Origin of the sequence: Halorussus marinus (assembly GCF_004765795.1) — an archaeon.
Lineage (GTDB): Archaea > Halobacteriota > Halobacteria > Halobacteriales > Haladaptataceae > Halorussus > Halorussus marinus.
Genome location: NZ_SBIV01000010.1, coordinates 48,985 through 68,587, shown reverse-complemented (window position 1 = coordinate 68,587; position 19,603 = coordinate 48,985). Strand labels below are relative to the sequence as shown.

The 19,603-nt window shown below is 68.6% G+C and carries 19 protein-coding genes; 14 read left to right on the top strand and 5 right to left on the bottom strand.

The annotated features are described in order from the left end of the window. The first annotated feature begins 1 nt into the window (after position 1). From EPY72_RS17015 to EPY72_RS16970, 10 genes are all read left to right on the top strand, one after another. Positions 2 to 1,399 (top strand): ABC transporter permease, encoded by a 1,398-nt coding sequence (locus EPY72_RS17015; RefSeq protein WP_135807191.1) that lies wholly within the window; start codon positions 2 to 4, stop codon positions 1,397 to 1,399. Next, complete coding sequence (locus EPY72_RS17010) at positions 1,399 to 2,481, top strand: ABC transporter ATP-binding protein (RefSeq protein ID WP_134672448.1); 1,083 nt, start codon at positions 1,399 to 1,401, stop codon at positions 2,479 to 2,481. The genes EPY72_RS17015 and EPY72_RS17010 overlap by 1 nt, the downstream gene beginning before the upstream one ends. Further along, positions 2,478 to 3,809: an ABC transporter ATP-binding protein gene (locus tag EPY72_RS17005; RefSeq protein WP_134672447.1), complete on the top strand. Its 1,332-nt coding sequence runs from the start codon at positions 2,478 to 2,480 to the stop codon at positions 3,807 to 3,809. The genes EPY72_RS17010 and EPY72_RS17005 overlap by 4 nt, the downstream gene beginning before the upstream one ends. Then, a complete protein-coding gene (locus tag EPY72_RS17000) occupies positions 3,809 to 4,255 on the top strand; it encodes a DUF7555 family protein (protein WP_135807190.1) in 447 nt (148 codons plus the stop codon). The genes EPY72_RS17005 and EPY72_RS17000 overlap by 1 nt, the downstream gene beginning before the upstream one ends. A gap of 51 nt (positions 4,256 to 4,306) precedes the next feature. Further along, positions 4,307 to 4,882, top strand: a complete 576-nt coding sequence (locus tag EPY72_RS16995) for a DUF7529 family protein (RefSeq protein WP_135807189.1) — start codon at positions 4,307 to 4,309, stop codon at positions 4,880 to 4,882. A 101-nt stretch (positions 4,883 to 4,983) separates the two neighbouring features. Then, complete coding sequence (locus tag EPY72_RS16990; protein WP_134672444.1) at positions 4,984 to 5,832, top strand: CBS domain-containing protein; 849 nt, start codon at positions 4,984 to 4,986, stop codon at positions 5,830 to 5,832. Continuing rightward, the gene (gene glyS, locus EPY72_RS16985; protein WP_135807188.1) at positions 5,829 to 7,577 is read left to right on the top strand and encodes a glycine--tRNA ligase; all 1,749 of its coding nucleotides are present in this window, start codon (positions 5,829 to 5,831) and stop codon (positions 7,575 to 7,577) included. Before EPY72_RS16990 ends, glyS begins: the two co-directional genes overlap by 4 nt. Positions 7,578 to 7,579: 2 nt before the next feature. Continuing rightward, positions 7,580 to 8,164 carry a diacylglycerol/polyprenol kinase family protein gene (locus EPY72_RS16980; RefSeq protein ID WP_134672442.1) on the top strand — a complete coding sequence of 195 codons (585 nt, stop codon included), beginning with the start codon at positions 7,580 to 7,582 and terminating at the stop codon, positions 8,162 to 8,164. A gap of 77 nt (positions 8,165 to 8,241) precedes the next feature. Beyond that, positions 8,242 to 10,656 carry a DEAD/DEAH box helicase gene (locus EPY72_RS16975; RefSeq protein ID WP_135807187.1) on the top strand — a complete coding sequence of 805 codons (2,415 nt, stop codon included), beginning with the start codon at positions 8,242 to 8,244 and terminating at the stop codon, positions 10,654 to 10,656. 178 nt (positions 10,657 to 10,834) lie between these two features. Further along, on the top strand, positions 10,835 to 11,110 hold the full coding sequence (locus tag EPY72_RS16970; RefSeq protein ID WP_135807186.1) for a hypothetical protein: 276 nt from the start codon (positions 10,835 to 10,837) through the stop codon (positions 11,108 to 11,110). 21 nt (positions 11,111 to 11,131) lie between these two features. Here EPY72_RS16970 and EPY72_RS16965 read toward each other — a convergent pair whose 3' ends face one another. Further along, complete coding sequence (locus EPY72_RS16965; protein ID WP_135807185.1) at positions 11,132 to 11,848, bottom strand: Sjogren's syndrome/scleroderma autoantigen 1 family protein; 717 nt, start codon at positions 11,846 to 11,848, stop codon at positions 11,132 to 11,134. 157 nt (positions 11,849 to 12,005) lie between these two features. On the opposite strand from EPY72_RS16965, the gene mdh reads away from it, so the two are divergent. Next, positions 12,006 to 12,920, top strand: a complete 915-nt coding sequence (gene mdh, locus EPY72_RS16960; RefSeq protein ID WP_135807184.1) for a malate dehydrogenase — start codon at positions 12,006 to 12,008, stop codon at positions 12,918 to 12,920. Positions 12,921 to 13,045: 125 nt separating this feature from the next. Then, positions 13,046 to 13,384, top strand: coding sequence for a DUF7130 family rubredoxin-like protein (locus EPY72_RS16955; protein WP_134672437.1), 339 nt, complete (start codon positions 13,046 to 13,048; stop codon positions 13,382 to 13,384). Positions 13,385 to 13,406: 22 nt separating this feature from the next. On the opposite strand, the gene EPY72_RS16950 is transcribed toward EPY72_RS16955, so the two are convergent. After that, on the bottom strand, positions 13,407 to 14,435 hold the full coding sequence (locus EPY72_RS16950; RefSeq protein WP_135807183.1) for an LLM class flavin-dependent oxidoreductase: 1,029 nt from the start codon (positions 14,433 to 14,435) through the stop codon (positions 13,407 to 13,409). Positions 14,436 to 14,555: 120 nt separating this feature from the next. Here EPY72_RS16950 and EPY72_RS16945 point away from each other — a divergent pair, with 120 nt between their 5' ends. Both EPY72_RS16945 and EPY72_RS16940 read left to right on the top strand, forming a co-directional pair. Further along, the gene (locus tag EPY72_RS16945) at positions 14,556 to 15,461 is read left to right on the top strand and encodes a ketopantoate reductase family protein (protein WP_135807182.1); all 906 of its coding nucleotides are present in this window, start codon (positions 14,556 to 14,558) and stop codon (positions 15,459 to 15,461) included. 79 nt (positions 15,462 to 15,540) lie between these two features. Further along, a complete protein-coding gene (locus EPY72_RS16940; protein WP_135807181.1) occupies positions 15,541 to 16,566 on the top strand; it encodes a lysylphosphatidylglycerol synthase transmembrane domain-containing protein in 1,026 nt (341 codons plus the stop codon). A gap of 12 nt (positions 16,567 to 16,578) precedes the next feature. Here EPY72_RS16940 and EPY72_RS16935 read toward each other — a convergent pair whose 3' ends face one another. From EPY72_RS16935 to EPY72_RS16925, 3 genes are all read right to left on the bottom strand, one after another. Next, complete coding sequence (locus tag EPY72_RS16935; RefSeq protein ID WP_135807180.1) at positions 16,579 to 18,105, bottom strand: sulfatase; 1,527 nt, start codon at positions 18,103 to 18,105, stop codon at positions 16,579 to 16,581. A gap of 93 nt (positions 18,106 to 18,198) precedes the next feature. Continuing rightward, on the bottom strand, positions 18,199 to 18,564 hold the full coding sequence (locus tag EPY72_RS16930; protein ID WP_134672432.1) for a NifU family protein: 366 nt from the start codon (positions 18,562 to 18,564) through the stop codon (positions 18,199 to 18,201). 102 nt (positions 18,565 to 18,666) lie between these two features. After that, entirely contained in the window at positions 18,667 to 19,416 is a 750-nt protein-coding gene (locus EPY72_RS16925) for a pirin family protein (RefSeq protein ID WP_135807179.1), read from the bottom strand. Between the last annotated feature and the right edge of the window lie 187 nt (positions 19,417 to 19,603).

Below are 19,603 nucleotides of genomic sequence, written 5' to 3'. Positions count from 1 at the left end.
TATGAGCGTGACAGACGATCCAGAGGAAGCGACGCTGCTCGAACGGATTCAAGACGACCCCGGGCCGGCGATGCGGTGGCTCGCGGGCGCGCTGTTGCTGTTCGCGCTGGAGGCCGGCGCGGTCGTCAACTTCGTGACCGGCCTGTTCGGTCCCGGTATGGAACTCCCGACCCTGCTCTCGCGAGAGCTCATCCCGAACAACGGGTTCCAGACGCCTGCCGGCGTCTGGAAGGAGACGTTCCTCGGGCTGTCGCCCGCGGTCGCGTGGGGTATTCGGGTCGCGCTCGTCTACGTCTACGCCATCGTCTGTACCTGGTGGCTCTGGCGTGGCTATCTCGTCTTCCGTGAGCACTACCGCTACGCCGACTGGACGCCCCGCGACGACATGATCGACCGACTTCGGGGCCACCGCTGGGGACAGTTCGGCGCCGTGATCGTGTTCGCGTTCGTGATCATGGCGATGTTTGCTCCCGCGCTCGGCCCGACGACGGTCGAACGCACCATTCAGGACCCGTACTCCTACACGGTCGACTACTACGACGAGAACGGCGAACTGGCCAACGTCACGGTCGGGCAGGCGAACCTCGGCGCCCGCTCGCAGGGGACCCCCGACCAGAACGTCGGCGTGATGCAGTACGACGAGTACGGCCGGTTCCACCCGTTCGGGACGTTACCGTCCGGCAAAGACATGTTCACGTTCATGGCGGCCGGCGCCCGGGTGTCGCTGTTCATCGGGCTCCTCTCGATCGGGCTGAGCGGTTTCATCGCGGCGTCGTTCGCGCTACTGACCGCCTACTACAAGGGGCTGGTCGATCTCGCGGTCGTCATCACCGGCGACTCGATCATGTCGCTGCCGCGGCTCCTGTTCGTGATGTTGCTGTCGGTCGTGCTCGCCGATACGTGGATCGCGGGCATCTACAGCGGCGGCTTGCTGTTGGCGCTCATCTTCGCGGCGACCGGGTGGCCGATCCTGTGGCGCGCGGTCCGCGGTCCGGCGTTCCAGATCGCCGAACAGGAGTGGATCGACGCCGCCAAAAGCTTCGGACAGAAACCCCGGATAACGATGCAGAAACACATGGCGCCGTACATCCTGGGGTATCTGCTGGTGTACTCCTCGATGAGCCTCGGGGGTATCATCATCGGCGTCGCGGGCCTGTCGTTCCTCGGCCTCGGCGTCAGCGCGCCGACGCCCGAGTGGGGACGGGCGATCGACATCGGCCAGTCGTACGTCACCACGACGTCGTGGCACATCTCGTTCATCCCCGGCATCCTCATCGTGCTGGTGGTGACCGCGTTCAACGCGCTGGGCGACGGCATCCGCGACGCGATCGACCCCCAGAGCGAAGGGGGCGAAGGCGAGGGCAGTGAGGCCGTCGCGGCCGGCGGAGGTGGTGCCTGATGGCCCGAACCGACGCGACGGCGACTCGCGGCGAGTCCGAGCCGTTGCTGTCGATCGAGAACCTCCAGACCGCCTTCTTCACCGACAAGGAGGTCATCCGCGCGGTCGACGGCGTGAGCTTCGACATCGAGCGCGGCGAGACGGTCGGCGTCGTCGGCGAGTCCGGGTCGGGCAAGAGCGTGACCGCCCGTTCGATCATGGGGCTCGTCGACTCGCCCGGCCGGGTGCTCGAGGGCAGTTCCATCCGGTTCGACGGCGAGGAACTCACCGACAAGTCCGAAAAGGAGTACCGCTCGATCCGGGGCGGCGACATCGCGATGGTGTTTCAGGACCCGCTGACGAGCCTGAACCCGGTGTACACCGTCGGCAACCAGATCAAAGAGTCCCTCCGGCTCCACCAGGACATGCGCGGGGCCGAGGCGACCGAGGAGGCGATCGACCTGCTCGAAGCGGTCGGCATCCCGGACGCCGCCCGGCGGGTCAACGAGTACCCCCACGAGTTCTCCGGCGGGATGCGCCAGCGCGCCGTCATCGCGATGGCGCTTGCCTGCGATCCCGAGTTGCTGATCTGCGACGAGCCGACCACGGCGCTCGACGTGACCATCCAGGCCCAGATCCTGGAGTTGCTCGACGACATCCAGGAGGAGCGGGACCTCGCGATCATGTTCATCACCCACGACATGGGCGTGATCGCGGAGATCTCGGACCGCGTCAACGTGATGTACGCCGGCGAGATCGTCGAGACCGCGCCGGTCGAGGAGCTGTTCGCGAACCCCCGACACCCCTACACGGAGGGGCTGTTGAACTCGATCCCGGGCAACCAGCCCGGCGCCGATCGGCTCGAAACGATCGAAGGCGACGTGCCGACGCCGAACGAGCCCGCGACCTACTGTCGGTTCGAACCCCGGTGCCCGAAGGCGTTCGAGGAGTGTACGCGGGTCCACCCCGAGCCGGTCGCGGTCACCGACGGCGCTGACGATCACACCGCCGCCTGCCTGCTGTACCCCGAGGACGTCTCGGAGGCCGAGGCGGTCGAACTGCACGAGCGGCGCGGCGACGGCGAGGAGGTGACCGACCGATGAGCGAACAAGTACGACAGGAGTCGGTTGGCGTCCAGACGGGCGAGACGCTCGTGGACGTCAACGGGCTGAAGACCTACTACGACGACGGCGGTATCATCGACTCGAACCCCGTCAAGGCGGTCGACGGCGTCGACTTCGAGATAAAGCGCGGCGAGACCCTGGGGCTGGTCGGCGAGTCCGGCTGTGGGAAGACCACGCTCGGCCGGACGCTCATCCAACTCGAAGACGCGACCGCCGGCGAGGTGCTTTTCGACGGCACCGACGTGACGGAGCTGTCGGGCACGGAACTCAAAAACTGGCGGCGCAACAGCCAGATGGTGTTTCAGGACCCCGAGTCCAGCCTCAACGACCGGATGACGGTCGGCGAGATCATCCGCGAGCCCCTCGACGTCCACGACTGGGAGACGCCCCAGGAGCGCCGCGAACGGGTCCGGGAACTGCTCGACGTGGTCGGGCTTCAGCCCGAGCACTACTACCGGTATCCCCACCAGTTCTCGGGGGGCCAGCGCCAGCGGATCGGCATCGCGCGGGCGCTGGCGCTCGAACCCGAGTTCGTGGTGCTCGACGAGCCGGTGTCGGCCCTCGACGTGAGCGTGCAGGCCCAGATCCTGAACCTCCTCGAGGACCTCCAAGACGAGTTCGGGCTGACCTACCTGTTCATCGCCCACGACCTCTCGGTCGTCCGCCACATCTGCGACCGGGTCGCGGTGATGTACCTCGGGAACGTCATGGAGCTCGGCGAGACCGAGGAGATGTTCGCCAACCCGAAGAACCCCTACACTCACTCGCTGCTGTCGGCGATTCCGGAGCCGGACCCGACCGCCGACAAAGAGCGGGTCACGCTTCGCGGGACGCCGCCGAGCCCGCGGGACCCGCCGGCGGGCTGTCCGTTCACGACCCGGTGTCCGATGAAGATCCGGCCCGAAAAGTACGAGGACATCGACCCGGACCTCTGGGTCGCCATCGAGGTGTTCCGGGAGGTGCTCCGCGAGCGCGCCCGCGCCGAGAAGAGCCTCACGGAGATCGCCAAAGAGAAACTCGGGATGGAGACGCGGTTCTCCGACATCGACGAGATCCGGACCGAGCTGTTCGGCGATCTCGACGTGCCGAGCCGCGTCCGCGAACACGTCGAGGTCGCGGCGAACCACGTCGAGCAAAACGACGAGCACGCCGCCCGCGAATATCTCGCCGACGAGTTCGGGAGCATCTGTGACGCCGAGGACCCGTCGATGCACGTCGTGAGTGACACCGGCCGGACGAGCAACTGTCACCGTCATCTGCCCGACTACCAGGAGCCCGACGAGTTCACGCCCTACACCGAACGCTGATGTCTCAGACCGCCCCGAACCGCGCTCGACAGGCCCTCGACGCCGCGGTGTACGCGCTCGCAGTCGCCGCGGTCGTGTTCCTCGTCGGCGTCGCGGTCGGCGTCGCGGTCGGCGGAGCGCTGGTGACCGCGAAGTTCGTGATGTTCGTCGTCGGCCTCCTCCTGTTCGGCTACGGGACGTTCAAGCTCCGACCCGCCCCGCCGTGGGGAACCGAGTCGGGCGAGGACGGCGAGATCCGCGTCGTCGAGAACGACTCGTCGGGTCGGGTCGTCGGCTCCCGCGAGGAGACCCGGTTTCAGGCGGCCGTCCAGCGGATTCCGCCGCTGTCGCGGTACTCGCTGGCGCCCGACGACCGGCTGTCGCCCGGTGCGAAGCTGTTTCTCGCGAGCCTCGCGGTGCTCGGGTGGTCCTACGCGCTGGAGACGGTGTTCGGGGTCGCGGCCTGACCCCGGGTTCGAACAACAGCTTTTACCGCCAGCGGGTCGAGACGCGTACACATGACCGAAACCGGGACGGGCGACGAGGGCCCCGACTACGCCGAGCGGATCGCGGCCAGCGCCGACGTCCACAGCAACGCGTGGCAACAGACCGTCGAGGACATGAACGCGATCGCCGAGGACCTCGAAGACGAGGGGTGGGACGTGCTGACGATTCCGGCGGGTCACACCGCGCCGACGAACCCCGACGCGGGCGCGACCGACCGGTTCGGGTTGGTCCACGTCGTTCCGGGCAACAAGGCCGACGACATCGAAGAGACCGTCGAGACGGGGGCGTTCCCGCAGTACCGGGTGTTCCGCAAAGAGATGCAGGGCCGAGTGTTCATGGTGACCCAACTGCTCGATCCCGAAACCGAGCAGGCCATCCTGATCGCGGGCAACTTCGAACTGCGCCACGCGCCGGGGCTGGTCAAGACCGCGCTCGAAGAAGAAGATATGTACACCCACCTCCAGAAGCTCGACAAGACCCACCTCGCGTCGTTCCGCCACGACGAGGTCGAACACTTCTTCCCGAACCCCCACCGCTACGAGGACTACGAGGTCGACTTCGGCGCCGATTCGTCCGACGACGAGTGACCTGTCTCCCAGTTTCTCCGCGAGCCGCCCCGCCGAGCGAGCGCGTCGAGGCGCTCTCGTGTTCGTAGACTACAAGAAGGCCCAACCCGTACGCGGCGAACATGAACGTCGGCGAAGCCATGACGCCCCGCTCGGATGTCGTCACTGTCGAACTTCCGGGCACCCGCGACGACGTGCTCGAATACCTGCAGGAACGGTCGTTCTCGTCTGTTCCCGTGATCAAACACACCGACGAGGGCGAGCAGTTCCGCGGACTCATCTCCCGAGACGACCTCATCGAGAACCCCGACGAGGACCAGCTCGCGCTGTTGATGCGGGAGGTCCCGTCCACGACGCAGGACGCGACCATCGAGGAGGCGGCGTCCCTGATGGTCGAATCGGGGACCCGCCGGGTCCCGGTGGTCGACGGTCGGCTCGAGGGGATCGTCACCGTCACCGACGTGATCCGGGCGATCGCCGACGGCGACGCCGAGGGGTCCACCGCGGTCGGCGACCTCGCGGCCCGCGACGTCAACACCACCCACGATCAGGTGCCGCTGACGGTCGCCGAGCGCGAACTCTACTACGCCAACCTCCCGTACGCCGTCGTGCTCGACGACGCGGGCGAGATGGACGGCGTGCTGACCGAGGTCGACATCATCGACGTGGCCCGCGTGGTCGAGGGCGAGGCCGACACCGGCGACTCGATCGCCGACGACGACGACGACTGGAAGTGGGAGTCGATCAAGGCGGTCGGCAAGCGCTACCTCCCGACCCGGAACGTCGAGATCCCGGCCGCGCCGGTCGCGGAGTTCATGACCGCGGACGTGGTGACCGTCTCGGGCACCAAGACCGCCAAGGAGGCCGCCCAGATGATGCTCCGCAACGACATCGAGCAGATCCCGCTGGTGAGCGGCGACGAGCTCACCGGCATCGTCCGGGACATCAATCTGCTGGAGGCGCTGCGATGAGTCGGGACCTGGTGGAGCTAGCCAAGCGCCGGGGGTACTTCTTCCAGTCGGCCGGCGCCTACGGCGGGGTCTCGGGCTTTTACACCTACGGCCCGGAGGGCGCGACGCTCAAGCAGAACGTCGAGGACGCGTGGCGCGAGCGTTTCCAGGTGCGAGAGGGCCACCGCGAGATCGACGCGCCGACCGTACTGCCCGAGCCCGTCTTCGAGGCGTCGGGCCACCTCGACGGCTTCGACGACATGCTCGTCGAGTGCCCCGAGTGCGGCGAGAGCCACCGCGCCGACCACCTCGTCGAGGACAACACCGAGATCGAGGAGGCCGAGAGCATCCCGATCCCGGAGGTCGAGACGCTCATCGCCGACCACGACCTGCGGTGTCCGAACTGCGACGCCGAACTGGCGGGCCAGTCGGTCGAGGAGTTCAATCTCATGTTCGAGACCAACATCGGTCCGGGTAGCTCCTCGCCGGGTTACCTGCGCCCCGAGACCGCACAGGGCATCTTCGTGGAGTTCCCCCAGCTCGCCGAGTACGCCCGCAACCAGCTCCCGTTCGGCATCACCCAGATCGGCAAGGCCTATCGCAACGAGATCAGCCCCCGGAAGTCGATCATCCGGGTCCGGGAGTTTACGCAGGCCGAGCTCGAACACTTCGTCGACCCCGAGGCCGACGAGCCGCCGCTCGATCGGGTCGCCGACGTGGAGCTCACCCTCTACCCCGCAGACGAGCAGGAGCGCGAGGACGGCGAGTACCTCACCAAGACGGTCCGGGAGGCCGTCGACGAGGGCATCGTCCACGAGTGGATCGCCTACTATCTGGGTGTCGGCAAGCAGTGGTACGAGTCGATCGGCGTCGACATGGATCGGTTCCGGTTCCGCCAGCACCTCCCGGGCGAGCTCGCTCACTACTCGGCGGACTGCTGGGACGCCGAGTCGGAGGTCGACGGCGACTGGATCGAGATCTCGGGCTACTCTTATCGGAGCGACTACGACCTCAGCAAGCACGACGACCACTCGGACGACGACTTCACGGTGTTCAAGCAGTACGACGAGCCGACGGTCGTCGAGCGCGCCACCGTCGACCCCGACATGAGCTACCTCGGCCCGGAGTTCGGCGGCGCGGCCGGCGACGTCGCCGACGCCCTCGAGACGCTCGCCGAGCGGGATCGAACCGCCTTCGACGCCGAGACGGTGACCGTCGAGGTCGACGGCGAGACCCACGCGATCCCGGTCGAGAAGACCGGCTTCAGCGTCGACGAGATCAAAGAGACCGGCGAGCACGTCCTGCCCCATGTCGTCGAGCCGTCGATCGGCGTCGATCGCGTCATCTACACCGTCCTCGACCACGCCTACGAGGAAGACGAGATCGAGGGCGAGGCCCGGACTCGGCTCGCGCTCGAACCCGAGGTCGCGCCCACGTTCGTCGGCGTCTTCCCGCTGATGGACAAAGACGGCATGGGCGAGACCGCCCGCGAAGTTACCGCCGACCTCCGGGCGGCCGGCTTCGACGTCACCTACGACGACTCCGGTAACATCGGCCGTCGCTACCGCCGCCAAGACGAGGTCGGCACGCCGTTCTGCGTGACGGTCGACTACGACAGCCTGGACGACGACACCGTCACCCTCCGCGAGCGGGACTCGACCGAGCAGGTCCGGGTCGCGGTCGACGATCTGCCCGACCTGCTCGCGGACCTCCGATCCGGCGACCTCGCGTTCGGCGAACTGGACGCCCCGACCCCAGACCAGTAGCTGTGTCGCTATCGAGCGAGGTCAAGCGTCGGCTCGTCCACGTCAGCGGCACGGGCTACCCGGCGCTGTTCGTGCTGGACCTCGTCTCCTACCGCCAGCTTCAGCTTCTGCTGGTGGCGAGCTCGGCCGTCGCGCTCGGACTGGAGACGATCCGACTGCTCGTCGGTCTCGACTGGCGGATCTTCGACGAGCTGACCCGCGAGTACGAGCACGACAACCTCGCGGGCTACGCCCTCTACCTGTTCGGGATGACCGTGGCGGCGCTTTTGTTCGAGCCCCGCGTCGCCGTCCCCGCGATGCTGATGCTCACCATCGCGGACCCGATCAGCGGGCTGGCGAGTTCGGGCGAGCTCGGCGTGAAAGCGACCCACACGCTCTTGCTCACTTTCGGGGTCTGCGTGCTGATCGCGAGCCTCTCGGGGCTTCCCGTGGTCGCGGCCGTGCTCGGCGCGCTCGCGGCGACGCTGGCCGACGGCGCGAAGCCGGTCGTCGCGGGCTACGTCATCGACGATAACCTCACGATTCCGGTGGGGTCGTCGGTCGTGATCTACCTGTCGCTGCGCCACCTGCCGGAAGTGACGTTTTGAGGCGCCTCCGGCCGCTCGTTTCACTTTCACCCCGATAGGCGAACCCTTTAATCGCTTGCCGACCAACCGTGGGTCGAATGGCGACCACCGGCGAGCAGCAGTACGTGGACCACGAGCTCCTCGTTCCCGAGTTCATCGAGCGGCGGATGTACCAGCTCCAGCTTGCGGGGGCGGCCAAGGACGCACACACGCTGGTCTGTCTGCCGACCGGGCTCGGCAAGACCACGGTGAGCCTGCTGGTGACCGCCGAGCGGCTCGCGGACGCGCAGGGCAAGAGCCTGTTTCTCGCGCCGACCAAACCCCTCGTCCAGCAACACACCGACTTCTACCGGGAAGCCCTCGAGATCCCCGACGACGACATCGTGATGTTCACCGGCGAGGTCAGCCCCGACGACCGCGCCGCCCTCTGGGAACGCGCCCGGATCGTCGTCGCCACTCCGCAGGTGGTCGAAAACGACCTCGTTGGGAGCCGGATCGACATCCGGGACGTGACCCACCTCACGTTCGACGAGTGCCACCGCGCGACCGGCGACTACGCGTACAACTACATCGCCGAGCGCTACCACCAGGACGCCGCCGACCCGCTCGTGACCGGGATGAGCGCGTCGCCGGGCGGCGACGAAGAGGAGATCCTCGACGTCTGTGAGAACCTCGGCATCGAGAACGTCGAGGTGATGACCGAAGACGACAGCGACGTCGACGCCTACACCCACGACACCGACGTCGAGTGGGAGCGCGTCGAGCTTCCCGACGAGATACTCGACATTCGGGACGCGCTCAACGAGGTGGTCGAGGACCGACTCGCGAAGCTCAAGGAGCTCGGCATCACCCGCAAGACGAGCGCGGACCTCTCGGAGACCGACATCAAGAAGATGCGCGCGGAGCTCCAACAGCTCATCGACAACGACCAGTCGGAGGGATATCAGGGGATGTCGGCGCTGGCGGAGATCCGGAAGCTCCGGACCGCGGTGACGTACGTCGAGACCCAGAGCGTCGAGGCGCTCGGGCGGTACTTCGAGCGCCAGCGCAACGCCGCCCGGAGCTCCGGCGCGTCGAAGGCCAGCCAGCGGTTCGTGAGCGAGCCGAAAGTCAAAGAGTCGATGCGGAAAGCAGAGAGCTACGACGGCCTCCACCCCAAGTACTCGCGGGCTCGGATCCGGATTGCCGAGACGCTCGGGATCGAGGGCGGCGAGCGCGTCATCGTGTTCACCGAGTCACGGGACACCGCCGAGGCGCTCACCGAGTTCCTCGGCGAGCACTTCGACACCCAGCGGTTCGTCGGGCAGGGCGACAAGGAGGGAAGCGACGGGATGACCCAGACCGAACAGCAAGAGACCCTCGATCGCTTCCGGGCCGGGGAGTTCGAGGTGCTGGTCTCGACGTCGGTCGCCGAGGAGGGCCTCGACGTACCGGAGGTCGACCTCGTGCTGTTCTACGAGCCGGTCCCGACCGCCATCCGATCGATCCAGCGCAAGGGCCGGACCGGCCGGCAGGCCGAGGGGAAGGTCGCGGTCCTGCTCGCCGAGGACACCCGCGACGAGGCGTACTTCTGGATCTCGAAGCGCCGCGAGGACGAGATGGAAGACGAACTTCGGAAGCTCAAGGGCGTCGCCGACGAGGTCGAAGCGGAGTTAGACGACTCCCAGCGCCGGCTCGGGGACTTCGACGCCGGCGAGGCCGAAGCCTCGGGAACCGACGTCGAGCCCGGCTTACAGGCGTTCGATTCGAGCGACGAGTCGAGCGATGCCGGCGCCGACGGACCAGACGACGCGGACCCCGACGACGGCGGAACAGACGAAGCCGACGCCGGCGCGGTCGCGACGGCCGCCCCGGACGACGGGACGGTCGAGATCGTGGCCGACCAGCGCGAACTCGACTCGACGATCGCGCGGGACCTCTCGACCCGCGAGGGGATCGAGACCCGTCTCGAGACCCTCTCGGTCGGCGACTACGTCCTCAGCGACCGCGTGGTGGTCGAGCGCAAGTCCGTATCGGACTTTCTGGACACCCTGACCGGCGGCGACCGGTCGCTGTTCGAGCAGGTCGGCGACGCGACGCGCCACTACGCTCGGCCGGTCCTGATCCTCGAGGGCGGCGAACTCTACGAGGAGCGCAACGTCCACCCGAACGCGATCCGAGGCGCGCTGTCGTCGCTGGCGGTCGACTTCGGGGCGAGCGTGCTCCGAACCAGAGACGAGGACGACACCGCCGACCTGCTCGAAGTGATCGCCACCCGCGAGCAGGAGACCGACGACAGGGAGGTGTCGGTCCACGGCGAGAAGGCGAGCAAGACGCTGGCCGAACAGCAGGAGTACGTGGTCGCTTCGATCGCCGACGTCGGGCCCGTGACCGCCCGGTCGTTGCTAGAGGAGTTTCGGACCGTCGAAGCGGTGATGACCGCCCGTGAGGACGACCTGAAACAGGTCCCGGGCGTCGGCGAGGTCACCGCCGAGCGCATTCGGGAGGTCGTCGGTAGCGACTACGACGAGTGACCGGCCGTCGGGGCCCGCTCCGGGGGAGAAACGACTCGTTTCTCCGGAACGGTCAGCCCGACCCCGGGGGTAGAAACAGCGCCTTGGTTCGAACGGTCGGGGTTCAATCGCGCGTTTGGGATCGAAACTCGTCGGAACGGCGTCCCCCAGTTAAGGGCGCCGATACGGTACGGTAGGTATGGTCTTCGACACCTCCCGAAGCGGTTCGGCGCGCTCGCGGGCCGACCCCGACCGCGGCCCGGTCGACGAGCAGTGCCTGTACGGCGAGCCGTGCCACGAGCCGGGCGACGCCCGCGACGAACAGGCCCTCTACGGCGAGCCCCAGCACGAGTCCGCCGATGTGGCCGAGACTTGGGACGTCGAGTTGCTGTTCGCGCGCCTCCGGAACGCCCCGCTCGAGCCGGACTCGCTCGGCTCGCGGGCGACCCGGACCGCCGAGACGAGCGAGCGATAACCGCGTTTTCTTCGAGCCTATTTACCGACTCGCCCGGTCGAGCGCCGCCAGCGCCTCGGCGGCCTCGCGGCTCGCGCCGAGGAGGTCCCGCGTGCGGGCCACGTCGTCGGCGTCCTCCGCGCGCCGCGCGAGGTCGTTCAGCGTTCGGACCAGCGAGGCTCGCGCGGCGTCGATACCGCCCGCGCTCGCAGTGGCATCTCGGGTCGACTCTCGGCCCTGCGCCCGGTCGCCGGCGCCCCGACCGCTCCCGCGGGCACGATCCCGGTCGCGCTCGGGCGCCCGTGCGCCGGCGTCTCGGTCCCGCTGGGACGGCGGGGTTCGGAGCTCCGACCGGTCGGCGTGGGCGTCTGGGACCCGAACGTCGTCGATCTCGACCCGCGGCTCGCCGTCGCCCGACTGCGCGCTGGGGTCGCCGGCCGATCCGGATGCGACCTCGCCGGCGTCGGGTCCCGGGGCGTCGGCGCGGTCCGCGCCCGCCGGACGCTCGGTCTCGTCGGCGTTCCGGGCCTGCTGGCCCTCGTGCTGGCAGGTCGGACAGAACTCCTGACCGTCGGACCGGAAGATCGGGTCTCCGCAGTTGTTGCAGTGTTTGCCCGTCATCGTCGCGCCCTGGAGGAGGAGTTCGCTCATCCGCTGGGTCGACTCCCGATCTTGCTTGTCTTTCCCGTACTTCTCTCGGAGCTTCTCGCGCTCGGCCTCCTTGTCGAATCCGTCGTCGTCGCCGTCGTCCGTGCTCATACGTGCCACAAGGCGGTCGGGGCCGAAAAGTGTCGCGCTCGCGGCCGTGGCGGGACCGACATCGCCGATCGAGGCCCGACGCGTCGCGGGAACCGGCCTCTCTGTTTTTCGAGGTTTCGAAGCGCTTAACCGATTTGCGGGCAGTATCTCAGGTGGTATGACGAAAATCAGTGTGGTCGGCGCGGCCGGCACGGTCGGGGCCGCGGCGGCGTACAACATCGCGCTTCGTGACATCGCCGACGAACTGGTCTTGGTCGACATCCCGGACAAGGAAGACGACACCGTCGGGCAGGCCGCCGACGTGAACCACGGCGCGGCCTACGACGCGAACACCACGGTCCGACAGGGCGGCTACGCCGCGACCGAGGGCTCGGACGTGGTCGTCATCACGGCCGGCATCCCGCGCCAGCCCGGCCAGACCCGCATCGACCTCGCGGGCGACAACGCTCCGATCATGGAGGACATCGGCTCCTCGATCGCCGAGCACAACGACGACTTCGTCACCATCACGACCTCGAACCCGGTCGATCTGCTGAACCGCCACCTCTACGAGACGGGCGACCGCGCCCGCGAGCAGGTCATCGGCTTCGGCGGCCGGCTCGACTCCGCGCGGTTCCGCTACGTGCTGAGCCAGCGGTTCGACGAGCCGGTCGGGAACGTCGAGGCGACGATCCTCGGCGAGCACGGCGACGCTCAGGTGCCGGTGTTCTCGAAGGTCCGCGCGAACGGCAAGGACCCCGAGTTCAGCGACGAGGAGAAAGAGGAGATCCTCGAAGAGCTCCAGCAGAGTGCGATGAACGTCATCGAGAAGAAGGGCGCGACCGAGTGGGGGCCGGCGACCGGCGTCGGCCACATGGTCGAGGCCGTGGTCCGCGACACCGGCGAGGTACTGCCGGGCTCGATCAAGCTCGACGGCGAGTACGGTCACGACGACGTGGCGCTCGGCGTGCCGCTGAAGCTCGGCGCCGACGGCGTCGAGGAGGTCGTCGAGTGGGACCTCACCGAGTTCGAGCGCGAACAGCTCGGTGAGGCCGCGGACAAGCTCTCCGAGCAGTACGACGAGATCGCCTGAGGCCCGGCGGACTCGCCTCGGAGTCGGTCTTTTTCGGTTCGACGCGACGGGTCGAGCGTTCGGGTCGGTCGCCGATCCGTTTTCGGGCGAGGAAGTTTATCAGGTCCGAGAGCGTAGCCTCTCCCATGAGTGGGGAAGGTGAAACGCCGGCCGAGGAGGGGGAACCGGAGGCGGAGGAAGCGATCATGCGGCTCGATCTGGGCGCGACCGTCTACGACGAGGACGGGACCGAGCTCGGGACGATCCGGGGGTTCGAGGAGGGCGGGTTCTTCGTGACGACTCGCGAGGGCGTCGAGGGACTCAGCGTCGAGCACGCCCGCGCGGGCCACGACTTCGGCGAGGCGGAGCTGATGTGGCGGTGTACCGAGTGCGGCGAGATGGGCGAGATCGACGGCGGCCTCCCCGAGAAGTGTCCGAACTGCGGGGAGCCAAAGGAGGCGCTGATGTACTGGACCGAGGACTGAGCGGCCGCCGACCGACCTCGCCTTACCGCGATTCGAGCCCGACGCCGTCGGCCAGCAGTTCGTGCGAGCGAAGCGCGTGCTCGTGGTCGCCGACGACGTGTTGGATCATCACCTCGTCGACGCCGACGCGGTCGGCGAGCTGGTCGAGTAGCCCCGCGAGCGTCTCCGGGCTCCCGGAGATCGCCCGGGGCCACTCGTCGTCGTCGAGCGTCGCCGGCGTCGGCGCCGGGACGCCCCCGAGTTCGTCGATCGCCTCCTCGACGGAGGGTCTGGTGGCGACCTCGCCGCGCCGCATCCGCTTGTAAGTCGCCTCGGCCACCGCCCGGCGCCGCGCCGCCGTCTCGTCGGTCGGGGCGCAGATCGCGTTCACCGCGATCGTCCCGGTCGGCTCGTCGACGCCGCCGCCGAGCGCCGACGCCCGGAAGTGCTCGCGGTACTCCTCGAAGGCCCGGACGGCGAACTGCGGCCGGATGAACGCCGCGAAGCAGTACCGGAGCCCGAGTTCGCCCGCGATCGCCGCGCTGGAGGGGCTCGACCCCAACAGCCACGGGGCCGGGGGATCGTCGCCCGACCGCGGGACCTGCAGGTCGGCGTAGGCGTGGTCGTCGGGGAACTCGTCGTAGAGGTGGCTGACGACCGCCTCGACCTTCTCGGCGTGGTCCTCGTCGGGGTTCTGGACGTGGCGCTCGGTGCCGAGCGCCCGGTCGACCGCCGGCGAGCCGTTCGCCCGCCCGAGCCCGGCGTCGACGCGCCCGGGCGCCAGCGCGTCGAGCGCGCCGAACTGCTCGGCCACCTTGAACGGGCTGTAGTGGTTGAGCAACACCGCGCCCGACCCGAGCCGGATGGCGTCGGTCTCGGCCGCGAGGTGGCCAAGCACTACCTCTGGCGTCGTGCCCGCCAGCGTGTCGGCCATGCCGTGGTGTTCGGCCACCCAGAACCGCGTGTAGCCGAGTCGTTCGGCCTGTCGTGCGGCTTCGACGGTGTTCGCGTAGGCGTCGGTCGCGGTCCCGCCCTCGGGGACCGGCGAGAGGTCGACGACGGAGAGTTCCATGCCCCGCCCTCGGGGACTCGGCGGGTTAACGGTTGGGCTACCAGCGACCTCGCCCGCCACGGCCACTCGCGCGGACCCGAGACGGGGCGACTTTTCTACCCGCGAGCACAAGGCTCGGACATGGAGATCGTCGTCTTCGGTGCGGGGAGCCTCGGGAGCCTCGTCGGGGGCTTGCTCGCCCGCGAGCACGCGGTCACGCTCGTCGGCCGGGACCCCCACGTCGCGACCGTCCGCGAGTCGGGACTCCGCGTCGAGGGGACGTACGACTTTTCGGTCTCGCCCGCGGCCACCACCGACGGGACCGGCCTCGGGGCCGACCTCGCGGTGGTGACGGTCAAGGCGTTCGACACCGAGGCGGCCGCCGAGGCGCTCGCCACCGGCGCGTTCGACGCCGCGCTCTCGCTCCAGAACGGGATGGGAAACGAGGCGATCCTCGCCGACCGCCTCGAGTGTCCGGTGCTTGCCGGCACCGCGACCTACGGCGCGCGCCTGACCGGGCCGGGCGTGGTCGCGTGTACCGGCGAGGGCGAGGTCGTCCTCGGCCCCCGCGGGGGCGGCACCGCCGAAGTCGCCGACGAGGCGGGGCGGGCCTTCCGGGCGGCCGGCATCGAGACGACCGTCGCCGACGACATGCCCCGCCGGCGCTGGCGGAAGCTCGCGGTCAACGCGGGCATCAACGCGACCACGGCGCTCGCCCGGACGCAGAACGGCGGGGTTCGGTCCGGTCCCGCTCGCGCGGTCGCGACCGACGCCGCCCGCGAGACCGCCCGCGTCGCGCGGGCCGCCGGGATCGAACTCTCGGACGCCGACGCGGTCCGAGCGCTCGACGCGGTGGCGGCCGACACCGCCGAGAACGCGTCCTCGACCCTCCAGGACGTGCTCGCCGGCCGCCACACCGAGGTCGAAGCGATCAACGGCCACGTCGCGGCCCACGCCGACGAACTCGGCGTCGCGGCCCCGGTCAACCGAACGCTGGCGAACCTGTTGGGGGCGTGGGCCGACGCCAACGCCGAAAGCCGCCCCTAACCCGGCGCGAAGCGGCTCTCGCCCGCGTTTCGAGCGGGAGTTCCGACATACTGATTAGTGCAGGCGGCAAGCATCGCCCATGAACGGCGCGCAGTTGCGCACAACCGCGCTCGGATTCCTCGGCACCTTCGCCATCCTGGGGCTGTTGCTCTACTTCGTCGGAGTCGAGGACCTGCTCCGCGAGCTCCGGCAGGCGGACCCGGAGACGGTCGCGTTGCTCGTCGCGGCCACGCTGGGGTGGCTCGCCGCCTGGGGGTACGGCCTCCGGACGGTCCTCCACGTTCTCGGATCGGACATCTCGTTCGCGAAGTCGTTTTTCGTCCTGAACGGCGCGATGTTCTCGAACAACATCACGCCGTTCGGACAGGCCGGCGGCGAGCCGGTTACCGCGCTGTTGATCTCGAAGGTGGCCGACACCGAGTACGAGCGCGGACTGGCGGCCATCGCGAGCGTCGACTCGCTCAACTTCGTCCCCTCGATCACGCTCTCGTTGCTCGGGGCGGGGTTCTACGCGACCCAGACGTCGTTTGGCCGCCAGCTCCGGATCGCCACGGCCGCGATCGTCGGCCTCTCGGTCGCGGTCCCGGTGGCGGCGTTCTTCGGGTGGCGCCACCGGAGCGCGCTCCGACGGACCGTCGCGCGTGTGCTCGCGCCCGCCCTCGAGTGGGTCTCGCGCGTCCTGCCGGTCGACGTCGCGCTCAGCCCCGAGAAGATAGAACACCGGGTGTCGGAGTTTTTCGACTCGATCGAGCGCGTGGCGACCAACCGGCGGGGGCTGGCGCTCACCCTCGGCGCCTCGACGCTCGGGTGGGTGTTCCAGATGATCGCGCTCTGGCTGGCGTTCGTCGCCATCGGCTCGCCGATCCCGTTCGACGTGCTCCTGTTCGTGGTTCCGGTCGGCGCGATCGCGGGGGTCACGCCGCTCCCGGGCGGCGCGGGCGGGATCGAGGCGGTGTTGGTCACGCTCCTCTCGAGTCTCCCGGGGATCGGGGTCGGCTGGGAGACGGCGTTCGCCGCCGTCATCCTCTTTCGGGGGGCAATCTACTGGGTTCCGATCGGGATCGGGGGCGCCGTGGTGAGCGTCGTCGGCGTCGACTCGGTGTAAGCACGCGGGCGGTCAGTCGATGTACCCCAGATCCTGCAGGCGGTCTTTCGCGTCGTCGCTCATCTCGCCGAGCACGTCCTCGTCGTCGACCGCCTTCCACTCGCCGCCGACGCTCTCCTCGAACGTCGAGAGCGCGGCTTCGAGTTCGACCTCCTCGTCGCTGTCCGCTCCGCGCGCGTCGTCGCGCTCGCCGGGGTCCGAATCGAGGTGGTAGAACTCGTCGGCGATGCGCTCGTTGCGGATGTACTTCGCGTCGGGGCGGCGGGCGGCCCGCATCCGAGAGTAGAATCTCGAGTCCTCGTCGAGGGTGATCCCGGCGTCGCTGGCCTTCTGTTCGAGCTGTTTGAGCTCGACGACGGGGCGGTAGTACTCCACGAAGGCGTACTCGCCGTCGCCGGGGTGGCTCCCCGGGGCCGCCCCCGCGTCGCTCTCGGCGAACTCACGGTAGTCGGCGTCGAGGAGCGACCGCGTCCGGTCCAGCGGGACGGTCGCGCGGTCGGCGTCGACTCCGGCGTGGTCGAGCACGGTGTGATAGAGGTCGAGCAGTTCGACCTGCTGGGACTCGCGGCGCTCGGCGTCCACCTCGGGGTGTTTGACCATCAGCGGGACGTTGACAAGCGGATCGTAGATGCAGAACTCGTGGCCGTAGAGGCCGTGTTCGCCGTGGAGTTCGCCGTGGTCGGCGCAGACGACGACCATGGTGTCGTCCCACTCGTCGTTCTCGCGCATCCAGCCGAACAGCCGCTGGAGCTGGGCGTCGATGTGGCGGATCTCGGCGTCGTAGAGCCCCTCGATGGCGGTCCACTCCTCGTCGTCGATCTCGCGGGCGCCGCAGTTGTACTCCTTGGAGTTCTGGCACACTTCGGTGGAGTCGACGCCGGGCGCGAACTCCGCCCTGTACTCCTCGGGCGGGTGATAGGGCAGGTGGGCGTCCATCAGGTTGACGAACGCGAAGTACTCGGAGTCGGCGTCGTCGATGAACTCGATGGTCCGGTCGATCACCTGCGGGGTCTTCGAGTCGGCGCCCTCGCCCGAGGCGGTGTACTCGTGGATCTTGTTGCCGACGCTCACGAGGTAGTCGGCGACCTTCCGGAGCGAGTCGTTGTCGTTCATCGTCTTCCAGGCCTTCGCCAGCGGCCCCGAGAGGAACTCGCCGGGCATCACCTCGAAGAAGTTGTCCTGATCGTCGAAGCCGTCGGTGAGGTGGGTGTAGGGCGTGATCCACGCGTTCGAGGAGTAACACGCGGTCTCGTAGCCGGCCGACGAGAGCGACTCCGCGAGCGTCGTCGCGCCCTCCAGATAGGGGTTCTCCTGGCTCGCGCCGTGTTCGCTCGGGTACATCCCGGTGAACAGCGACGCGTGGACGGGTAGGGTCCACGGCGCGGGGGCGACCGCCTGCTCGAAGACGGCGGCCTCGTCGGCGAACCGCTCGAGGCCGGGCGTCGTCGGCTCGTCGTAGCCATAGACTGAGAGGTGGCTCTTGCGAACCGTGTCCATGACCACGAACACGACGTTCCCCGCGGCGTCGTCGTTGGTCATACGAACACCGTCCAACCCGCGACGGGATAAATATCCTGATGTTAGCCGGTCTGTACGCGAAGAACGAGGCCGTTTCGGCCCGGAAATCCGGACTTAGAACGGGGCCTGCGGTCCCTCGTCGTCGTCGTCGCCGTCGTCGGTGGTCTCGCCGGGGAACGACGGGCTCATGCCGCCGCCACCGCCGTGACCGCCGGCGTCCATGCCGGTGTCGGCGTGGACCTGCTCGATCTCGGGGATCTCTTTGACCATCCGGCTCTTGATCGCCTGGATCGTCATCGGCGAGATGCCACACCCGCTGCACGCGCCGCCGAGCTGGATGTGGACCTCTCCGGTCTCGCGGTCGATGTTCTGGATCGCCGCGCTCCCCCCGTGCATCTGGATCTGGGGGAAGTTGCGCCGCAGGAAGTTGGTGACCCGCTCTTCGAGGTCGTTCCCGTCGTCCTGAGTGTCCGTGCTCATGGTGACCGATAGGGAGTCCGCGGTCTTAGGCCTTTGGTTCACCCTCCCGGCCCGCGGGCCCCGGACGGTCCCGGCGGCGCTTGCGGCGCCGACCCGGCCAGTTCAGAGCACGAACGGGCCGCGCTGTCGGATGGGTTCGCCGTGCGGTCGCCCCGCCACCGCGACCGCCCGGAGCGTCTCGTCGCTCTCCAGTCGGACGCTCCGGCCGTCCGCGACCGGCAGTACGTCGCCCTCGCCGAAGGCGTCTCCGTCGACGGTCCCCGCGCCTTCGACGCCGTAGACGAAGCCGGTCCACTCCTCGTCGGGCTCCCACGTCCAGCCGTCGGAGACGCGGGCGTCGAGGTACTCCATCGGCGTGCGGAGTTCGATCGGCGAGCCGTCGCCGACGACGGTCCGTACGGTCGCGCCGTCCAGCTCGCGGATCGGGAGCTCGTCGGTGGTCGCGTCGGCGTAGTCCGGGTCGGCGTCTTTGTCCGCGCGCGGGAGATTGACCCAGAACTGGAGCCCGTTGCACGCCGCGCCGTCGGCGGGAAACTCCGAGTGTCGGATGCCGCTTCCCGTCGTGATCCGCATCGCCTCGTTCTCGTAGGCGGTGTGTTCGACGCCGAGCGAGTCCTCGTGGTCCATCCCGCCTTCGATCATGTAGGAGACGATTTCGAACCCCTCGTGGCGGTGCATCGGAAACCCCTTCTCGGGGTCGATGTAGAACCGTTCGAACAGCACGAACGGGTCGAGGTGGGTCGGATGGGCGTCCGTCGGGAAGGCCCGATTCGAGTTGACGCCGGTCCCGTGTCGGACCGTCTGGCCGGCGACCGGCCCGACTCGTCCGTCGGTAGCCTCGCGCGATGTCATGGCTGTGAGGAGGCGCTCGACCGGGATAAGATTGACCATTTGGTAAAGATACTTGACGGCCGAGCCCCAACGTCCCGACGGCGCGCGGTGAGACTCCGACGGGTCGAGTCGAGGACGAACGGTTGGCATCCCGTTTCGAGCCCCACGAGGCGAGTCTCGCGCCGCGACGCTTTCGAGTTGTCCGGCG

What these genes read in the sequence shown, in the direction of transcription:
- EPY72_RS17015 (WP_135807191.1), top strand. Translation starts at nt 2, where the DNA reads ATGAGCGTGACAGACGATCCAGAGGAAGCGACGCTGCTCGAACGGATT.
- EPY72_RS16935 (WP_135807180.1), bottom strand. Translation starts at nt 18,105, where the DNA reads ATGACCAACGACGACGCCGCGGGGAACGTCGTGTTCGTGGTCATGGAC.
- EPY72_RS16965 (WP_135807185.1), bottom strand. Translation starts at nt 11,848, where the DNA reads ATGAGCACGGACGACGGCGACGACGACGGATTCGACAAGGAGGCCGAG.
- EPY72_RS16945 (WP_135807182.1), top strand. Translation starts at nt 14,556, where the DNA reads ATGGAGATCGTCGTCTTCGGTGCGGGGAGCCTCGGGAGCCTCGTCGGG.
- EPY72_RS16995 (WP_135807189.1), top strand. Translation starts at nt 4,307, where the DNA reads ATGACCGAAACCGGGACGGGCGACGAGGGCCCCGACTACGCCGAGCGG.
- EPY72_RS17000 (WP_135807190.1), top strand. Translation starts at nt 3,809, where the DNA reads ATGTCTCAGACCGCCCCGAACCGCGCTCGACAGGCCCTCGACGCCGCG.
- mdh (WP_135807184.1), top strand. Translation starts at nt 12,006, where the DNA reads ATGACGAAAATCAGTGTGGTCGGCGCGGCCGGCACGGTCGGGGCCGCG.
- EPY72_RS16925 (WP_135807179.1), bottom strand. Translation starts at nt 19,416, where the DNA reads ATGACATCGCGCGAGGCTACCGACGGACGAGTCGGGCCGGTCGCCGGC.
- EPY72_RS16970 (WP_135807186.1), top strand. Translation starts at nt 10,835, where the DNA reads ATGGTCTTCGACACCTCCCGAAGCGGTTCGGCGCGCTCGCGGGCCGAC.
- EPY72_RS16930 (WP_134672432.1), bottom strand. Translation starts at nt 18,564, where the DNA reads ATGAGCACGGACACTCAGGACGACGGGAACGACCTCGAAGAGCGGGTC.
- EPY72_RS16950 (WP_135807183.1), bottom strand. Translation starts at nt 14,435, where the DNA reads ATGGAACTCTCCGTCGTCGACCTCTCGCCGGTCCCCGAGGGCGGGACC.
- EPY72_RS16940 (WP_135807181.1), top strand. Translation starts at nt 15,541, where the DNA reads ATGAACGGCGCGCAGTTGCGCACAACCGCGCTCGGATTCCTCGGCACC.
- EPY72_RS17010 (WP_134672448.1), top strand. Translation starts at nt 1,399, where the DNA reads ATGGCCCGAACCGACGCGACGGCGACTCGCGGCGAGTCCGAGCCGTTG.
- EPY72_RS16990 (WP_134672444.1), top strand. Translation starts at nt 4,984, where the DNA reads ATGAACGTCGGCGAAGCCATGACGCCCCGCTCGGATGTCGTCACTGTC.
- EPY72_RS16955 (WP_134672437.1), top strand. Translation starts at nt 13,046, where the DNA reads ATGAGTGGGGAAGGTGAAACGCCGGCCGAGGAGGGGGAACCGGAGGCG.
- glyS (WP_135807188.1), top strand. Translation starts at nt 5,829, where the DNA reads ATGAGTCGGGACCTGGTGGAGCTAGCCAAGCGCCGGGGGTACTTCTTC.
- EPY72_RS16975 (WP_135807187.1), top strand. Translation starts at nt 8,242, where the DNA reads ATGGCGACCACCGGCGAGCAGCAGTACGTGGACCACGAGCTCCTCGTT.
- EPY72_RS17005 (WP_134672447.1), top strand. Translation starts at nt 2,478, where the DNA reads ATGAGCGAACAAGTACGACAGGAGTCGGTTGGCGTCCAGACGGGCGAG.